At 67.2% G+C, this 17,583-nt stretch carries 12 protein-coding genes; 5 read left to right on the top strand and 7 right to left on the bottom strand.

Going from position 1 to position 17,583, the window contains the following annotated elements; all coding sequences use genetic code 11:
• Positions 1-191: 191 nt before the first annotated feature.
• Positions 192-1,349 carry a HAMP domain-containing sensor histidine kinase gene (locus DJ74_RS05525; RefSeq protein ID WP_094526613.1) on the bottom strand — a complete coding sequence of 386 codons (1,158 nt, stop codon included), beginning with the start codon at positions 1,347-1,349 and terminating at the stop codon, positions 192-194.
• Between the two features lie 168 nt (positions 1,350-1,517).
• Here DJ74_RS05525 and DJ74_RS05520 point away from each other — a divergent pair, with 168 nt between their 5' ends.
• Positions 1,518-3,596: an ABC transporter ATP-binding protein gene (locus DJ74_RS05520; RefSeq protein WP_094526612.1), complete on the top strand. Its 2,079-nt coding sequence runs from the start codon at positions 1,518-1,520 to the stop codon at positions 3,594-3,596.
• Between the two features lie 51 nt (positions 3,597-3,647).
• Here DJ74_RS05520 and gltB read toward each other — a convergent pair whose 3' ends face one another.
• From gltB to DJ74_RS05505, 4 genes are all read right to left on the bottom strand, one after another.
• The gene (gene gltB, locus DJ74_RS05515) at positions 3,648-8,312 is read right to left on the bottom strand and encodes a glutamate synthase large subunit (protein ID WP_094526611.1); all 4,665 of its coding nucleotides are present in this window, start codon (positions 8,310-8,312) and stop codon (positions 3,648-3,650) included.
• 286 nt (positions 8,313-8,598) lie between these two features.
• Positions 8,599-8,766 carry an HEWD family protein gene (locus tag DJ74_RS19070; RefSeq protein WP_170938259.1) on the bottom strand — a complete coding sequence of 56 codons (168 nt, stop codon included), beginning with the start codon at positions 8,764-8,766 and terminating at the stop codon, positions 8,599-8,601.
• A gap of 61 nt (positions 8,767-8,827) precedes the next feature.
• Complete coding sequence (locus DJ74_RS05510; protein WP_254922143.1) at positions 8,828-10,186, bottom strand: PGF-CTERM sorting domain-containing protein; 1,359 nt, start codon at positions 10,184-10,186, stop codon at positions 8,828-8,830.
• 1,738 nt (positions 10,187-11,924) lie between these two features.
• A complete protein-coding gene (locus tag DJ74_RS05505) occupies positions 11,925-12,593 on the bottom strand; it encodes a DUF6517 family protein (RefSeq protein ID WP_094526610.1) in 669 nt (222 codons plus the stop codon).
• A 198-nt stretch (positions 12,594-12,791) separates the two neighbouring features.
• On the opposite strand from DJ74_RS05505, the gene DJ74_RS05500 reads away from it, so the two are divergent.
• Positions 12,792-13,532, top strand: a complete 741-nt coding sequence (locus DJ74_RS05500) for a hypothetical protein (protein WP_094526616.1) — start codon at positions 12,792-12,794, stop codon at positions 13,530-13,532.
• Positions 13,533-13,733: 201 nt separating this feature from the next.
• Positions 13,734-14,240 (top strand): peroxiredoxin, encoded by a 507-nt coding sequence (locus DJ74_RS05495; protein WP_094524561.1) that lies wholly within the window; start codon positions 13,734-13,736, stop codon positions 14,238-14,240.
• A 79-nt stretch (positions 14,241-14,319) separates the two neighbouring features.
• On the opposite strand, the gene DJ74_RS05490 is transcribed toward DJ74_RS05495, so the two are convergent.
• Positions 14,320-14,895: a hypothetical protein gene (locus DJ74_RS05490; RefSeq protein WP_094526609.1), complete on the bottom strand. Its 576-nt coding sequence runs from the start codon at positions 14,893-14,895 to the stop codon at positions 14,320-14,322.
• Between the two features lies 1 nt (position 14,896).
• On the bottom strand, positions 14,897-16,243 hold the full coding sequence (locus DJ74_RS05485) for an alkaline phosphatase family protein (RefSeq protein WP_094524559.1): 1,347 nt from the start codon (positions 16,241-16,243) through the stop codon (positions 14,897-14,899).
• An 89-nt stretch (positions 16,244-16,332) separates the two neighbouring features.
• Between DJ74_RS05485 and DJ74_RS05480 the strand changes: the two genes are divergently transcribed.
• Together DJ74_RS05480 and DJ74_RS05475 are read left to right on the top strand one after the other, a co-directional pair.
• Complete coding sequence (locus tag DJ74_RS05480; RefSeq protein WP_094526608.1) at positions 16,333-17,250, top strand: PhzF family phenazine biosynthesis protein; 918 nt, start codon at positions 16,333-16,335, stop codon at positions 17,248-17,250.
• Positions 17,251-17,383: 133 nt separating this feature from the next.
• Positions 17,384-17,578, top strand: a complete 195-nt coding sequence (locus tag DJ74_RS05475; RefSeq protein ID WP_094524557.1) for a hypothetical protein — start codon at positions 17,384-17,386, stop codon at positions 17,576-17,578.
• Positions 17,579-17,583: the final 5 nt, after the last annotated feature.

Genomic DNA, 17,583 nt, shown 5'->3' with positions numbered 1-17,583 from the left:
GGCTTTGGAGGCCTTCACCGCGGTAGCGTCGATCACTTATAAAAATCTGACAGCGACACCACGATCGGGTTTATAAATGACTTCTCTCACGACGCACTACACTCACTCCCGCAATCGCTCGCTGCCGTGTCCGTATCGACCGCAACCGAGACGGAGCGTCACCCGACGAAGACCACAACTGACCCCCTCGGCTACTCGCCGCCGTCCGTTCCGTCCCCGACGAACTCCATTCCAGTGATCTCGAACCGCGCCCCCCCGGCGGCGCTCTCCGTCACGGCGACCTCCCAGCCGTGCGCCGAGACGACCTGCTGGATGATCGTCAGCCCCAGCCCGGTGCCGGACGCGCCGGTGGTGTAGCCGTCGACGAACACCTCGTCGCGCTCGGCCTCCGGGATCCCCGCGCCGTCGTCCTCGACGTAGATCCCCGACCCGTCCGCGAGGTCGCCGACTCGGATCGCCACGCCGTCGCCGCCGTGCTCGACACTGTTCCGGAACAGGTTCTCGAACACCTGCAGGAGGCGGCTCCAGTCGCCGAGGGCGACCCGGTCGGTGTCGACCGCCAGCGTCGCGTCGCCGGTGGTCACGAACGACCAGGACTCGCGGGCGAGCGCCGCGAGGTCGACCTCCTCGCGCCCCCCGATCGCCTGTCCCTCGCGGGTGAGGAAGAGCAGGTCGTCGATCAGCGACTCCATCCGGTCGACCGCGTCGCGGCACCGCTCGAAGTGCTCCGGATCGCCGGTCTCCTCCGCCAGATCGAGGTAGCCGTCGACGATTCCGAGCGGGTTCCGGACGTCGTGCGAGACGACGCGGGAGAACTCCTCCAGCTGGTCGCGCTGCCGCTGCATGCGTTCGGTCGCCTGCTTCCGGAACAGCTCGTAGCCGACCCACTGGGCCAACAGCTCCACGAACGTCTCCTCGTCCTCGGAGAAGGGACGGTCCCTCGCGTCCGTGTCGGCGAAACAGAAGGTCCCGTACACCTCGCGGTTGACCACGACCTTCGCGCCGATGTACGCCTCCAGCCCGAACTCCTCGTAGGCGGCGTCGCTCTCCCACCCCTCCACGCGGGCGTGCTGGACCGTCAGCGCGCCGTCCATGTCCACGGTCCGCCTGCAGTACGCCTTCGACAGCGGGCAGCTCCGCCCGGCCTGAAGCAGCTCGTGATCGCCGCGCGCGTCCACGATGACCTGCGTCTCGCCGTCGATCTCGGTGAGGAAGCCGGTCTCCACGTCGAGGTACGCGCGACCGAGATCCAGCAGGTCCGGGAGCTTCTCCTCGAAGGGACGCTCCTGGTCGGCTGTGATCCGGTACATGCGGCGGAGGGCGTCTCCCTCGGACAGTGCGTCACTCATCGTCGATCACGACCGCGATGTGTTATCCCCGTCTTCTCTCGGCTTAAACCGGACGGTGCCGGCCCGGGCGTTCGAGTTAAACCGGACGGTGCCACCCGGGCGTTCGTCGAATCCGGCCGGACCGACCGAAGCCGTCGGATACATGGGTCTCGCACGGTTGCTATCCCCATGGCTGCCGACGACCGCAACGCCTTCGAAGTGTACCGGGACCGGGTCGACCGTCCGCTCCTCCGGCTGTTCCGGGAGTACGGCGCCGGCGAGGCCCACTGGCTCGTGATCGGGATGGCCGCCAACGTCGTCGCCCGCGTCGCCGGACTGGTCCCGCCGGTCGTGCTCGGCGTCGCCATCGACGCCGTGTTCACGGGCGACGGCCCCTACACCCTCCCGATCGTCCCCGACGCGTGGCTCCCGACCGCGGGGCCGGCGCAGTTCCGCCTCTCGGTCGTCCTCATCGTCGGCTCCTTCCTCGTCACCGGCGTCTTCACGTGGATCTACGGGATCGCCGCGAACAACTTCGCGCACCGCGTGATGCACGCGGTTCGAACCGACTCCTTCGACCGGATGCAGCGGCTCGACATGACCTTCTTCGACGACAAGCAGACGGGCGAGGTGATGAGCGTCCTCAACAACGACGCCTCCAACCTCGAGGTCTTCCTCGACAACGCCCTCCAGAACTCGGCGCGGCTCGGCGTGATGGTCGCCAGCATCGCCGGCGTCCTCTTCTACTACAACTGGGAGCTCGCCTTAATCACCCTCTCGGCGATTCCCCTGATGATCCTCTTCACGCTCTGGTTCATGCGGGCCGTGGAGCCGCGGTACGTCGCCCAGCGCTCCGTGGTCGGCGACCTCAACACCGCTCTGGAGAACGCGCTCTCGGGCGTCGAGCTGGTGAAGACCTCCAACACCGAGCCGTACGAGAGCGAGCGCGTCGAGACGGCCTCCCACCAGTACTTCGAGCGGACGATGTCGATCCTCCGACTCAACTACGTCTACCGCCCCGGGATGGAGCTGTTCGCCGGCCTCGCGTTCGCCGCCACATTCGCGGTCGGCGGCTACTGGCTCTCGGCCGGGCCGCCGGGGCCGTTCACGACGACGCTCACGGTGGGGACGTTCGTCACGTTCGTCCTGCTCACCCAGCAGTTCGTCGCGCCGCTCGCCGAGGTGTCGAACATCATCGACCAGTACGAGAACGCGAAGGCGTCCTGCGAGCGCGTGTTCGGCCTCCGCGACATCCCGATCCGGATCACGGACGACAGCGACGCGGTCGCGCTCGGCGGCGAGAGCGGGAGCGCCCACGGAACCGACGGCGACGGAGGTCCCGGTGACGGCGACGCCCACACCCACGGCGGCGTCGCCGGCGCGGTCGAGTACGACGACGTCTCGTTCGCCTACCCCGAGAACGCGCTTGTCGACCCGGCCGACGCGGAGGAGGAGGTCATCACCGACGTCTCCTTCGCCGCCGATCCGGGCGACACCGTCGCCCTCGTGGGGCCGACCGGCGCCGGGAAGTCGACGCTCCTGAAGCTCCTCTTGCGCCTCTACGACGTCACCGACGGCGCGGTCCGGGTCGACGGGCACGACGTGCGCGACGTCGCCGTCGAGAGCCTGCGCTCCGCGGTCGGCTACGTCGCGCAGGACACCACGCTGTTCGACGGCACCATCGCCGAGAACGTCCGCTACGGCCGGTTCACGGGCGTCGACGACGACGTCGAGAGCGACGCGGTCCGCGAGCGGGTGATCGAGGCCGCCGAGGCCGCCGAGGCCCACGAGTTCATCGACTCGCTCCCGAACGGGTACGACACCCGGATCGGCGAGCAGGGCGTGAAGCTCTCGGGCGGCCAGCGCCAGCGCGTCGCCATCGCCCGCGTCGTCCTGCAGGACCCCGCCATCCTCATCCTCGACGAGGCGACCTCCGCTGTCGACACCGAGACGGAGATGCTGATCCAGCGCTCGCTCGACGAGCTCGCGGCCGACCGAACCACGTTCGTCATCGCGCACCGCCTCTCGACGGTGACCGACGCCGACACGACCCTCGTGTTGGAGGACGGGGAGGTCGTCGAGCGCGGGACCCACGACGACCTGCTGGCGGCCGACGGGCTCTACGCGAAGCTCTGGGGGGTGCAGGCCGGCGAGATCGAGGAGCTGCCGGAGGCGTTCGTCGACCGCGCCCGCGAGCGCCACGTCGACCGCGCGGTCGAGCGGGCGATCGGTCAGGAGGCGGTCGAGAGCGAGACGCTCGACGACTGAACAAAAAAAGCACGGTCGACCGAACCGATCGGGTGAGAGCTGCCGACCGCCTCAGTCGTCGCCTGACGCCTGCTCGGTCGGATCGCTGACGGCGCCCGGGACGGCCTCGGCCGGCTCCGGGGGCTCGTCGCGCACGTCGGCGCCCTTGCCCTCGGCGATGACGTCGGCGTACGCGTCGGGGAAGACGCGGACGAAGTCGTTCAGCGTCGCCGCCCAGTCGTCGAGCAGCTCGGCCGCGCGGTCGCTGCCGGTGTACGCGCGGTGGTTCTCCACGAGCCGGCGCAGCATGCGTTCGTCCGAGTCGTCGAGCGTGGCCGAGACGGAGACCATCCCGCGGTTCACGCGCTCGTCGAACCGGTCGTCGGGGTCGTGCACGTAGGCGACGCCGCCGGACATCCCGGCCGCGAAATTCCGGCCCGTGTCGCCGAGCACGGCGACGACGCCGCCGGTCATGTACTCGCAGCCGTGGTCGCCGACGCCCTCGACGACCGCCCGTACGCCGGAGTTGCGGACGCCGAACCGCTCGCCGGCGACGCCGTTGACGTACACCTCGCCGTCCGTGGCGCCGTAGAGGCCGACGTTGCCGGCGACGACGTTCTCGGCCGGGTCGTAGCCGGCCTCCTCGGGGGTGTTGACCACGATCCGACCGCCCGAGAGCCCCTTTCCGAGGTAGTCGTTGGCGGCGCCGGTCAGCTCGAGGGTGACGCCGGACGCGAGGAACGCGCCGAAGCTCTGGCCGGCGTAGCCGTCGAACCGGCAGCTGATGGTGTCGTCCGGGAGCCCGTCGCCGCCGTGTTCGCTGACGACGCGGTTCGAGAGCGTCGCGCCGACCGCGCGGTCGACGTTCTCCACGTCGCGGGTGAGCGCGACGGGCGCACCGTCCTCGATAGCCGGGGCCGCCTCGTCGATGAGGTCCCAGTCGAGCAGCGCCTCGATGTCGGCGTCGTCCTGCTCGCGCGTCTTGGTCCGGGCGTCGCCCGCGGGCTCGGCGATCACCGACGACAGGTCGAGGTGCTTCGCCTTCTCGTGGTCCGTCTCGCGCTGCGAGAGCAGCTCGGGGCGCCCGATGAACTCCTCGACCTCGGTGTAGCCGAGCTCCGCCATGAGTTCGCGGAGCTCCTGGGCGATGAACGTCATGTAGTTGATGACGTGGTCCGGCTGGCCGGGGAAGCGCTGGCGGAGGTCCTCCCGCTGGGTCGCGACGCCGACCGGACAGGTGTTCTCGTGGCACTGCCGGGCCATCACGCAGCCGGACGTGACGAGCGACGCCGTGCCGAACACGTACTCCTCCGCGCCCAGCGCGGCCGCGACCGCGACGTCGCGGCCGGTCTTGAGCCCGCCGTCCGCGGTGACGCGGATGCGGTCGCGCAGGCCGGTCGCGCGGAGCATCTGGTTCGTCTCGGCGAGCCCGAGCTCCCACGGGAGCCCCGCGTTCTTGATGGAGGTCTTCGGAGACGCGCCCGTCCCGCCGGAGTGCCCGGAGACGTGGACGACGTCCGCGTTCGCCTTCGCGACGCCCGCCGCGATGGTGCCGATGCCGGCCTCAGACACCAGCTTCACGTTGACGTCGGCGTCGGGGCTCGCGGCCTTCAAGTCGAAGATGAGCTGCTTGAGGTCCTCGATCGAGTAGATGTCGTGTTGCGGCGGCGGCGAGATGAGCCCGACGCCCGGCGTCGAACACCGGACGTGCGCGATCATCTCGTTGACCTTCTCGCCGGGGAGGTGGCCGCCCTCGCCGGGCTTGGACCCCTGCGCCATCTTGATCTGCAGCTCGTCCGCGCTCGCGAGGTAGTCGGCGGTGACGCCGAACCGGCCGGAGGCGACCTGCTTGACCGAACACGCCTTCTCGGTGCCGAACCGCTCCGGCGGCTCGCCGCCCTCGCCGGTGTTCGACTTCGCACCGATCCGGTTCATCGCGATCGCGTTGTTCTCGTGGGCCTCCGGCGAGATGCTCCCGAGGCTCATCGCGGCCGTCGAGAAGCGCTCGACGACCGACTCGACCGGCTCGACCTCGTCGACCGGCACCGGGTCGCGGTCCGACTCGAACTCGAGGAGTCCGCGAAGCGTCTGCAGCGCTTCGGACTGGTCGTTCACCAGCTCCGCGAACTCCTGATACTGCTCGTAGTCGCCGCCCCGGACCGCCTGCTGGAGCGTCCCGACCGTCTGCGGGTTCCAGCCGTGTTTGATCCCCGACGAGCGGTGCTCGTACTCGCCGGTGGTCTCCAGTTCGGGGTCGGCGCCGAACGCCATCGCGTGGCGCGTCCGGAGGTCGTCTTCGATCTCCCCGATCCCGATCCCCTCGGTGCGGATCTCGGTCCCCTCGAAGTACTCGCCGACGAACTCGGAGCTGAGTCCGACCGCCTCGAAGATCTGGGCGCCCTGGTACGACTCCATCGTCGAGATGCCCATCTTCGCCATCGTCTTGAGCAGCCCGTCCTCCAGAGCGCCCCGGTACGCCGCGAGCGCCTCCGCCTCGTCGGCCCCGTCGGGCCCCGCGACGACGTCGGAGATGGAGTCGTACGCGAGGTACGGGTCGACCGCGTCGGCGCCGTAGCCGACGAGCGTCGCGACGTGGTGTACCTCGTGCGGCTCGCCCGACTCGACGACGATGCCGGCGCGGTTCCGCAGCCCGTTCCGAACGAGGTGGTGGTGGGCCGCGCCGGTTGCCAGCAGGCTCGGGACGGCGAGCCGGTCGGGGCCGACCGCGCGGTCCGAGAGGACGACCACGTCGGTGCCGTCTCTGATCGCGGCCGCGACCTCGTTGCGGATCTCCGTCACGGCGGCGACGAGCGACGCCTCCCGATCGTACGTGATATCGACCGTCGCCGAGGAGAACGCCGGGCCCTCGCCGTCGACGGGCTCGCCGTCCAACGCCTTCAGCGCGGCCGTGTCGGCGTCGGTGAGTATCGGCGACTCCGAGACGATCTGCTCGGCGTGCTCGGGGGTCTCGTCGAGCAGGTTCCGCTGGTTCCCGATCCGGGTCTCCAGCGAGGTGACGAGCTCCTCGCGGATGTAGTCGATCGGCGGGTTCGACACCTGCGCGAACAGCTGCTTGAAATAGGTGAACAGGGGGCGGTCGACGTCGGCGAGCACCGACAGCGGCGTGTCGTCGCCCATCGACCCGACCGGATCCTTCCCGTCTTTCGCCATCGGTTCGACGAGGTGGTTCAGCGAGTCGGTGGTGTAGCCGAACGCGGCCTGGTGGGACCGGACGGTCATCTCGTCGTCGCTCTCGGCGTCGACTCCGCGTCCCTCGTCGCTCTCGACGTTGTCTCCGCTACCGACCTCGGCCGTGACCTCGTCGAGGCCGATCTGACGCTCGTCGACCCACTCGCCGTACTTCTCGTCGGTGAGCTCGTCGAACACCTCGTCGTCCGGGACGATCCGCCCCTCCTCGGGGTCGGCGACGAAGATTTCGCCGGGCTGGAGCCGCCCGCGGCGCCGGACGTCGGCGGGGTCGGTCGGCAGCGCGCCGACCTCGCTCCCGACGACGAGCCGGTTGTCGTCGGTCACCTCGTACCGGCACGGGCGGAGCCCGTTGCGGTCGAGGACGCCGGCCACGCGGTCGCCGTCGAAGCCGATGACGAGGGCGGGGCCGTCCCACGGCTCGACGAGCGAGGCGTGGTAGTCGTAGAAGTCGGTGCGGGCCGCGTCCATCAGGTCGTCGTCGCGGAACGCCTCCGGGATCAGCATCCGGAGGGTGTGCGGGAGGTCCCGGCCGGCCTGCAGGAGGAGTTCGACCGCGTTGTCGACGCTCGCGGTGTCGGACTGGTTCGGGTCGTCGATCACCGGCTTGATCGTGTCGAGCTCGGCGCCGAACGCCGGGTGGTCGAGGTCGTTCTCGCGGGCGCGCATCCAGTTGACGTTCCCGCGGATCGTGTTGAACTCGCCGTTGTGGACGATGTTACGGTACGGGTGCGCGAGGTGCCACGCCCCGAGCGTGTTCGTCGAGAACCGCGCGTGGACCAAGGCGACGTGGCTGGCGAAGCGCTCGTCGGTCAGGTCCGGGTAGTAGCCGGCGAGCTGCGAGCCCTTCAGCAGGCCCTTGTAGACGACGCGCTGGCGGTCGAGCGAGCAGACGTAGAATCGGCCGGCGCCGTCGACGTCGGCGACCGCGTTCTCGATCTCGCGTCGGGCGGCGTAGAGCGCGCGGTCGAAACCGAGGAGCTCCGGGTCGACGTCGTCGGGGCGGGTCTCCTCGCTGGTGAACCGCTCGGCGAGGCCGGCCCCCTCGACGGGCGCGGCGAACAGCTGGGCGATCTCCGGCTCGGAGTCGAGCGCGGTCGCGCCGAGGTCCGCGTTGTCCGTCGGCACGGAGCGCCACGCGAGCACTTCCAGCCCGTAGACGGAGAACACCTCGGCGATGACGTCGTGGATCTCGGCCTGGACGCTCCCCTCGGTCGGCATGAAGACGGAGCCGACCGCGTACTCGTCGGGCAGGTCGGCGTCGACGACGTCGCGGAAGAAGCCGTCCGGGCGCGCGACCATGATGCCGGCCCCGTCGCCGGTGTTCTCCTCTGCGCCCGTGGTCCCGCGGTGCTCGAGGTTCTCCAGCAACCGGACCGCGTCGGTCACGGTCTCGTGGTTCGGGTCTCCGTCCAGGTCGACGATCCCGCCGATCCCGCAGTTCGACCGTTCGTCTGATACGTCCGCAAGCCCCCCACCGTGGCCCGAGGGTTCCGACTCCCCCCGGGTGTCACTACGTGGCTCGGTCATGTACACCACTCACAGATTATCACTTAAAGGTATAACCCTGATACGGGTAGGATCCATCGTACACACATTAGGGAATATAAGGTAATTATTCATCAGGGGTGAATAACACTCGATACGATCACGGTTCGATCACTTATATCCGAACTGAGGGGAGAAACTCCGTTCGAGTCGACGCTGACCGCGCCGAGACCGAGTTACTTTCCGGAGATCGATCCGCTATCGTCAATCGGCGACGGTGCGGCATCGCCGGCCGTGACCGGATCGGTCGTCGACTCAAAACGCGCGGTCACTCGCGAAGCGGTGTGAACGTCCCGTTGATGTCCCACTCGTGGATGCAGTAGACCTCGCCCGGTTCGTCGGCGATCTGCCAGCCGGTGGCCTCATCGTCCCACCGCTCCCGGCGACCGCACAGCTCGCACTCGCGTTCCTGCGGCGGGGTGATGGTCACGCTCATACCCGATGGGAGGAGGCGATCCAGAAAAAGGATACCGCTGCGAGGGCGTCGCGGCGTCGCCTCACGGCTCCCGACCCCGTCGGCGCGCGGCGAGCCGCCCGGCGAGCAGGAACGCGACCACGGTGACGAGCGGACCGAACCCGGGGACGTCGTCGGCGGTCGTCCGGATCGGCGCGTCGTCGTAGGTCGGGGTCTGGGGTTCCGCGTCCGCCGCGTCCGATTTCGCCGCCGAATCTGAGCCCCCGCGCGATCGCGAGTCGCCCGCATTCGTCCCCGCGGCCTCGTCGGTACCGGATACCCCGTCGGTACCGGCGGCCTCGTCGCTCCCCGCGTCCGCACCGGTCGTGCCGGCGCCACCGCGGTCCGCGCCCGTTTCGGAGCGCGCGATTTCACCTCCCGACGGGGCGGCGCCCGTATCGACGGGCACCGACGTACGCGAGACGGACGCGGGCGATCCGGTATGATTCTCGCGCGCGATCGGTCGGACGTCGGCGAGCGGACGGACGCCGAACTGGCCCCCGCTCACTCGGAGATCAGGCCGCGGCCCGGTACCGGTCGCGTCCCCCGGCGCCTCCGCCTTGCCGCCGCTCGGTTGGGAGCCCGTCTCGGGTGGCGACCCGGTCGGCCCGCCGCCGGTAGTTCCGCCTCCGCCTGTCGATGGGCCCCCGCCGGACGTGCCGCCGCCGGTCGGTTCGCCGACCGGCCCTCCGCCTTCCGGCCCGCCAGCGCTACCACCGCCCGCGCTACCACCGCCTCCGAGCGAGTCGCCACCCTCTGAGTCGCCGTCCGCCTCGTCCGGCGGCGGTACCTCGAACGTCAGCGTCGTCGACGCGCTGTGATCGCTCGCCGAGTCCGACGCGGCTTCGCGCAGTCGTTCGTCGGTCACCCGGAACTCCGCGGTGAAGTCCTCCCCGCCCGCGGGCGTCTCGTCGGTCGCGAGGGCGTCGTCGCCCTCTGCGATGAGGTAGAGTCCCTCGTCGTCGATGTGAACGGAGGAGTTCTTCGGAGCCGCTCCCACCGCGCCGGTTCGGTCGTCACCCGTCGCCGCCGAGAGCGTCGACGCGTTCGACCGCACGCCGAACGCGAGTCCGTCGAGCCGGGCCAGGTCGGCGCCCGACTCCGTGGTCGCGTTCCGCGCGGCCGGCAACCCGGTGAGTCCCGTGGCGTCGACGGCGTACACCACGGTGTCGTCCGCGGTGACGGTCGACGTCGGCGAGAGCGTTCCGTTCTCGATCGCTCGGCGCACCGCGCCGGCCGTCCCGAGAGCGTCCCGATCGAGGGTGGTCGTCGCGTAGGCGTCCAGCCCGCTCGTCGACCGATTTCCGACCGTGACAGTCGCCTCGTCGCTCGTCTCGGCGAGCCCCTGTGCGGAACGGACCTCGATCCGGTACTCTCCCGGCGGGAGCGTCCCGTTCGACACTGATGTGTCGACCGATTCGACGGTCGCCCCCGGTCCCGCGGTGACGAGGCTGTCCGTCAGTGATTCGTTACCGAGCGCGTACGTGTTGAGTCCGATCGAAGTGCTTCCGGGCGACGGTGTGGAGAGATTAGCAGTTGCGAGTGTGTTGTTCGTATATGCGTCAGAAATTTCTAAACTGACTTTGGGGGTATGATGATACAACATATAATCGGATTGTACTCCGATTCTTGCTTCTTTCTTGATATCAGAAAATTCTACTTTTTGATCACTACCTCCAATTAACTTGAACTGGTTTTTCTTCTCAAATCCGCTGCCGGCGAGCGAATACTCACCTGTCTGCAAGCCAGTTGTATTAAAAATCACATTCTCTGTGTCATCCAGATAGGTTCCTAATCCAACTATTTTTGAAGTGTTATTTGTTACTCTCTTATGTAACTTAATAGAACTTGTTGAGGATGAGTTATTGTTGAAAAGAATAACTTCTCCAGAATACAACTGCCTCCCAGTGTAATTCGTGTCATTGAACTCACGATCAAGCTTGCTACCATTGTTTACTTGTGAGGGTAAACTGGAAATGCGTATATTCGCACTGTCTGACACATCTCCCTCTACAAATTGACCTTTTATATCGGAATTTGGTAATCGTTTCGTTGAGGTCAAATTAACAGGTTTGTCTAATTCTTGTCCCTTCGCAAGCCGGACAGTTGCTACGTATTGATTACTGTGCCAAATTCTACTTTTATTTCCATCAGCGTCTCTAACGGGGATTTTGACCCCACTGTTCATACCAACAAGAACATCAGAGTACCCAACATATTCGTCATAGATAATTTTATTATTAGCGGTGATCGGATGGATAGAAATAATATATGGAGTGTTCATCCCGATCGTGTCTCGTACTTCAGATGTTGCTACAGAGATGTTGGCTACTCTTCCTTCACTATATTCTTGATTTTTAAACTCAACAGTACCTAAGTACACGTGCGCGCTTTCTTTATCAATTGCAGACTCTTTCGCCTGATCAGATAGCTTTGTATTGATCATGTCCTGATCAATGCTAATTCTCTCACTCGGTATGAGGTACACCTCAATCTCCCCACCAAGATTTGATGTATTGAGTGAAATCTTGTCTTTACTGTTTATCTCTCTCACTGTGAGGGAGTTATAACCAACAATGTCGCTATCTTCTCCGTCAGTAATGACAACAGTTGAATTTACTTCTGAATCAATTTCACTGGTTGTCACTCCAGATTCGGTTCTGCTGTTTCTAACAAAATTCGTAGAAACTGTTGCCTGATCTTGAACGATGATAGAGCCATTAACAGAATCAAAATCTCCTGAATTTGATATATTGAGCGACCGACTCCCATTCGTTTCCGCAGCCGCCAGAGTCACCCCAACTGCGACAGCCGAAAGTCCGATAACGCAGATGACTAGGAGTGCCGTCAATCGGCGTTGGATTGAGTTTCTTGGATCCATCGTAACGACCCACAATCGACAGAGCCGCGGCTAGGAGAGCGCCCGAGTCGTGGGAATCGACGAGCTCGCAACCCTGCCGTCGGCTGGTCTTCGTGGAACACGCTCACTCGGTTGATTGTTTATTAAAGGATTAACGGACGCAGAAGCTTCTAATCGCGGAAACAACGACGATATAATCGCTTCGACTCCGGCGATCCGAGCGGCCGCTCTGCGTCGCTAGAGCGCTCGAAAAGACGGGACTGGCGCGCTGGCGGTCGGGCTAGTGTTCGACCTGTTCCATCAGCGAGAGGAGGGTGTCCCGGGCGTCGACCGCGGTCGGGTGGACGCCGACGAGCGCGACCACGTCCCCGTCGTGTTGGACGGTCGCGACGTAGAGGAACGCCGGGACGTCCTCGGTACTCCCGCTCTGGTTGTTCCCGGTCTCGACCGCCGCGTTTATCGTGGTTTCGAGGACCGACACCTCGGTCTCCTGTCCGAGGACGGTCCGCGTCTCGGAGCCGCGGTTCTCGATGTCCTCGGCCTCCACGTCGGTGCCCTCGCCGCCGATTCCGCGCTGGTCGGCCTGTTCTAACAGCCGGCGGATCAGCTCCGCGTCGTCCGCGCTGACGAGAGGATTGACCGACTGGCCACCGACCGCCGCGTCCGGCGTACTCGCCACGAACAGCGCCGACCCGTTCTCTTGGTTCTCGTACCCGGCGACCCAGGTCGTCGCCGACACCTGGGCGTTCACGCCGGCCACGTCGAACTCCTGCTCGATGGTGAACGACTCCGGCTCCTCGCCTTCGTATCCCGCATCCGAGGCCGCTTCCGACGGGACCCGAGCCGGGTCCGCGTCGTACTCGTAGCTCCCGTCCTCGCCCCCGGCGCAGCCGGCGACGGCGACGGACGTCGATGCGGCAATCGCCGCGAGCAGTCCACGTCTGTGCATGAGCAGTGTTAGGCCCGCTGTAACGCTTAAGCGTATCGGCGTGAGGTTTCCTGTCTGATAATCGACGGCGCAGGTTTGGTGTCAGGCCAACGAACGAAGAACCCGCGTTTGGTGTCAGCCCCGCGAACGAAGGCACAAAGTTCACGGTGTGGCGTGCGCGAGGTGAGCCAAATGGAACGCCGAGGACAGACAGGGCTGGTGGAAGCGCTCCTCCTTGACGTGGTTCGACTCCACGAGACGTGGATGGAGGTCGTCTTCCCGAGACAGCTCGATCCGAGCGCGGTGCTGGGGAAGTGGAAACCGGAGACCGCCGTCCAGACGGTCGGCTATTACGTCTGGGCGATACTCGGCGGACCGCTCGTCGCGGTCGCGTACCCGCTCCTGCTCGTCGGATTCGCCACGCGGTTCTACGCCGCGAAACTCGACTCGGCGGTGGCCCGCTTCGGCGTGCTCGGCGCCGTCCTCGTCGCGACGCTGGTCTGGGGGTCGCTCACACTCCTCGCGCACTTTCAACTACCGACCGAGGTGATGCTCGGGATCGGCGGTGCCAGCGTCGTCGCGGTCGTCTCCGCGGGCGCGGCCGCCGGGTTCTCGAAGGTCGGCGGACGGTTCGTCAGCGTCCTCCTCGCGTACCCGTTCGCGATGACGGCCATCTTCCTCCCGCCGGTGGTCGCCGGGCTCCTCACGCCCTCTATCTCGAACTTGGTGCTCGATCCGAGCTACGACCTCGCGGTCTGGATCCTCGACACGTTCCTCGCCGTCGGCGGGATCAACGAGACGCTCCGCGGCGCCTTCGACTTGGAGACGTTCGGCGAGCAGTGGGGCGTCGCCGGCCTGGGCTACGTCCTGATGTGGCTGGGCATCTCCGTCCCGCTCGGGTGGTTCCTCGGCGTGCTCGTCTCGCTCGCGAACCTGATCCGGCCGCAGTCCGACGCCTGAATCCCGCACTGGTCGACACCCGTCGCGGTCGAAGCGCCCACTTGTCCGCTCGAAGGCGCCTCAGGCGTGCTTTTCCTGGCTCCCGCCGCCCGAGATCGGCTCCGGAATCGGACCGGCGTCGACACCGGCGCCGCCGGTCCCCCGCGAGGTGGGCACGCGTGGCGACCGTGCGGTGCCGCTACCAGTCCACGCCAGAGTAAAATGGGTGACCGTTCAATCGCAGGCGTGTCACTCGAACGCTCTCAGGCACCCGATTTCACGCTCGAATCCACGGCCGGCGAGAAAGTAACTCTTTCTGATACTTTGGAGGACGGTCCGAGTGTCGTGCTGATCAACCGCGGGCACTGGTGTAGTTTCTGTGCGGAACAGCTCCAGACCTTCAGCGAGGTCTCCTACGACCTCTGGTTCAACGACGGCGTGGACATCCTCCCTGTCGTGACCGATTCGATCGGGCCGCTCACAGAGATGCGCGACCGGTACGATCTCGACGTTCAGTTGCTTAGCGACCCCGGCGGCGAGGTCGCGTCGCAGTACAGCGGGACCGAAGAGACCGGCAGGGGGACCACGGGAATCGCCGCGACGTACGTGATCGACGGCGACGGTAACGTCCGGTACGAACAGGTCGCCGACCACCCGGGCGATCGGACTTACGGTAACTTCGTGCGCTACTTCATCCGTGGGGACTTCGCCGATCCGTTCGACGGGTAACTGCTACATCGGTCCTTTCGACCGGTGGACGATGCGATCACGCTCTCGCTTCGGAACCGGAAGCGCTTGTTCACGCGGATCAGGTCTCGTCGTCGGCGTCGGGGTCGAACCGTTCGGCGGCGGTCCCGAACGAGAGTTCCTCCTGTTGACGACCGTTGCGGCTCTCTCGCTCCGCGATCGCCTCGGGATCCGGACTCGCGTCGTCGTCGATCCGCGCGAACGACTTGTGGACCTTCGTGTGGCACCAGCGACACAACGCGACCGTTATCTCGTGGGGGCCGGCCTCGCCCTCCTCGTCGCCGTCGGCGTTCCCGTTACCCGCCTCGCCGCCGCCCGCGCTCCCGTACGAGAGGTGGTGTTCCTCAACCAGCGGTCGCTCGTCGTCGTGGGCGATACGCACCTCTTCGAGCCCGCAGCGGTGACACTCGCGACCGTCGGTCGTCGAGCGGTAGTGGGGACATCGGCGCCAGGCGCCGTCGGGACCGACGTGGCAGGCGTAGCCGTCTGCGCGGCGGGCCGCGGCGAACGCCGGGTCGTCGCCGGCGCGCGTCAGCGCGAACCGACAGCGACCGTCGTCGGTCAGGTGGTCGCAGACGCCGGCGACCGCGTACGGGTCGTCGACGCCGACCGGGGTCCCGTCCGGCGTCCGTTCCATCTCAGATCAGGCTCGCGCCGTCGAGGTCGGTCCGTCCGTAGTCGACGTCGAGCAGCCGCAGGAGGGTCGGCGCGACGTCGAGGAGGTCCGCGTCCTCGATGTTCGAGTCCGGGTGGTCGATGAACAGGGCGGCGTCCTCGAACGTGTGCATCCCCGTCCGCGGGCCGTCCGGGTCGAACACCTCGTCGTGGGAGCGGAAGCCGGACTTGAGGTCGAACCCCTCGTTCGGGATGACGACGAGGTCCGGGGCGATCTCGTCGTGGTCGCCGCGGAAGACGGTCTCGCGCTCGACGACGCGCTTCGCGACCGGCTTCCCGTCGGGACCCTCCCACGCCTTGAGAGCATCCTGTAGCTCGGCGCGCACGGACTCGTACTCCGACTCGGGCACGACTCCTTCCGGTTCGCGCCCCTCCAAGTTGAGGTAGAACCGACCGGGAACGAGCGAGTAGGCGCGGGTGTCCTCGTCGATGTCGGTCAACGCGCCGTGGTCGTCGTCGCCGTACGAGAGCCAGCCCTCTCGCTCCAGCCACTCGTTGCAGTAGACGTCGTAGCGGAGCCGCGCGAACCCGTGGGTCGAGCCCACGACGAGGCGGACGTCGTCGGGGATCGCCTTCCGGATCGCGCCGATGTGCTCGTCGAGCGCGGCGTAGAACTCCAGGAGCTCCTCGCGGTACGCCCCGTCCTCCGCGTAATCGCCCCACAGGAAGTGGTTGATCCGGTCCGGCGCCGTGAACACGCCGACGAACAGGTCCCAGTCGTCGCGCTCGACGTACCGGGAGAAGGCGGCGGCGCGGGCGTCGAGCGTCTCCCGCGCGTGCTCGACGAACTCCGATTTGTCCGCCTTGTGCCCCAGCTTCGCGTTCACCGACAGCCGGTAGTCGCTCTCGGTGAGGTACTCCCGGAGCTCGTCGGGGTGGGCGGCCTTGTCCACGTCGGGCGAGAGGTAGCCCGACACCATCCGCTGAACCGTCCGCTGGGGCGGGAACGTGACGGGGACGTTCATCACCGTCGCGTCGAGTCCGGCGTCGGTGGCGCGGTCCCACACGCGGGTCGACTGGACGTCCCGGCCCATCGGCACGTAGGTGTCGTAGGACCCGATCTCTCGGTCCTGAAACCCGAACACGCCGGTTTCGCCGGGGTTCTGGCCGCTGGTCAGGACGGGCCAGCACGCGCTCGACTCCGGCGGCACGGCGCTGTCGATCGCTCCGCCGTCGCCGTCGTCGGCGATCGCCGACAGCGTCGGGAACGTGTCCGGGTTGTCGGCGACGAGACCGTACGGGAGACCGTCGATCCCGATGAACGCCACGCGCGGGGTGTCGTTCCCGCGTAACCGGTCGAAGAGGCCCATAGGGGTACATCCGGCGTGGAGGGCAAAAGGGTTGACATCGCCCCCAGTCGGCTCGGGACCCTTTTGAGGCCGCCCCGCGAGGGTGACGCATGGAGACGCGACGCGCGCTGCTCGTCGACGCGTTCACGGACGAACCGCTTGCCGGGAACGTCGCCGGCGTCCTCCCGGACGCCGCGGGACTGAACGAGGATCGGATGGGGCGAGTCGCCGCCGAGCTCGGCGCCTCCGAGACCGCGTTCCGCTTCGAGGCGGGCGACGGCGCCGACGAGCGGCTCCGGTACTTCACCCCCTCCACGGAGGTCGATCTCTGCGGCCACGCCACGATCGCGAGCTACGCCGCGCTGTACGCCGCGGGGGAGATCGACGCCGGCGAGCGAACGCTCCGGACGAACGTCGGCGACCTCTCTATCCGCGTCGACGACGACGGCACCGTCTGGATGCGGCAGAACCCGCCGACTGTCGAGGCGGTGGACGAGACGGAACTCGACGCCGACCGGCTCGGCGACGCGCTCGGGATCGACCCCGCGGCCCTCCGGGACGTGGGGGCCGACCTCCCCGTCGCCGTCGCCTCGACCGGGCTCCCGTGGCTCGTCGTCCCCGTCAACTTCCTCGAACGCCTCGGGGAGGCGGAGCCCGACGCGGCCGCCGTCGAGGACATCTCGAACGCCCACGACGCCGCCGGGATCTACGCGTTCACGTTCGACGCGATCGACGCGGCGTCGACCCTCCACGGCCGGGCGTTCGCGCCCGCCGTCGGCGTCGCCGAGGACCCCGTGACGGGCACGGCCAGCGGCGCGGTCGGGGCGTACCTCCGGTCCGTCGACGCGTTCGACGGCGACTTCCCCGATGAGATCCGGTTCGAGCAGGGGCACTTCGTCGACCGCCCCGGGCACGTCAGGGTGCGAGTCGAGGGCGACGAGGTCCGGGTCGGCGGCCGCGCGGTCGTCTCGACCGAGGGGGAGCTGACGCTGCCGGCGGAACGCGAGGACGATATCATCGAGGCGTGAGCCGCGAGGGGGCGCCGTTCCGGGAAACGGGTCCGGGAATCCGTTTCGGGGGCGTCGGACGGAGCGATCGGCCCGGCGACGCCGGGCCGACCGGGAGCCGAACCCTTAGGTTCGCGCGAACCGTACCGCAGGCATGGAGTTCGACCTGCCCCGCGCGGCCGGTATCGTCGTGTTGATCGTCGCCCTCGGCACCGCCGGCGTCGCCGTCGGGACGCCGATGGGGTTCCAGACGACGCTGATGATGGTTCTCCCGTCGATGCTCGTCTTCGGCGCCATCGCGTTCGTCGTCGGAATGAAACACGGCGAGTTCCGCGCGACGCGGGCCTGAGCCGG

The sequence above is a fragment of the Halorubrum sp. Ea8 genome (assembly GCF_002252925.1).
Classification (GTDB): Archaea; Halobacteriota; Halobacteria; order Halobacteriales; family Haloferacaceae; genus Halorubrum.
Note: the sequence above shows the minus strand (reverse complement) of the source record. Positions and strands in the feature narration are given on the sequence as shown.

Excerpts from the sequence above, each read along its gene's own strand:
- DJ74_RS19070 (WP_170938259.1), bottom strand. The coding sequence starts at position 8,766 with ATGAGCGTGACCATCACCCCGCCGCAGGAACGCGAGTGCGAGCTGTGC.
- DJ74_RS05520 (WP_094526612.1), top strand. The coding sequence starts at position 1,518 with ATGGCTGCCGACGACCGCAACGCCTTCGAAGTGTACCGGGACCGGGTC.
- DJ74_RS05485 (WP_094524559.1), bottom strand. The coding sequence starts at position 16,243 with ATGGGCCTCTTCGACCGGTTACGCGGGAACGACACCCCGCGCGTGGCG.
- DJ74_RS05525 (WP_094526613.1), bottom strand. The coding sequence starts at position 1,349 with ATGAGTGACGCACTGTCCGAGGGAGACGCCCTCCGCCGCATGTACCGG.
- DJ74_RS05505 (WP_094526610.1), bottom strand. The coding sequence starts at position 12,593 with ATGCACAGACGTGGACTGCTCGCGGCGATTGCCGCATCGACGTCCGTC.
- DJ74_RS05480 (WP_094526608.1), top strand. The coding sequence starts at position 16,333 with ATGGAGACGCGACGCGCGCTGCTCGTCGACGCGTTCACGGACGAACCG.
- DJ74_RS05490 (WP_094526609.1), bottom strand. The coding sequence starts at position 14,895 with ATGGAACGGACGCCGGACGGGACCCCGGTCGGCGTCGACGACCCGTAC.
- gltB (WP_094526611.1), bottom strand. The coding sequence starts at position 8,312 with ATGACCGAGCCACGTAGTGACACCCGGGGGGAGTCGGAACCCTCGGGC.
- DJ74_RS05495 (WP_094524561.1), top strand. The coding sequence starts at position 13,734 with ATGGGTGACCGTTCAATCGCAGGCGTGTCACTCGAACGCTCTCAGGCA.
- DJ74_RS05475 (WP_094524557.1), top strand. The coding sequence starts at position 17,384 with ATGGAGTTCGACCTGCCCCGCGCGGCCGGTATCGTCGTGTTGATCGTC.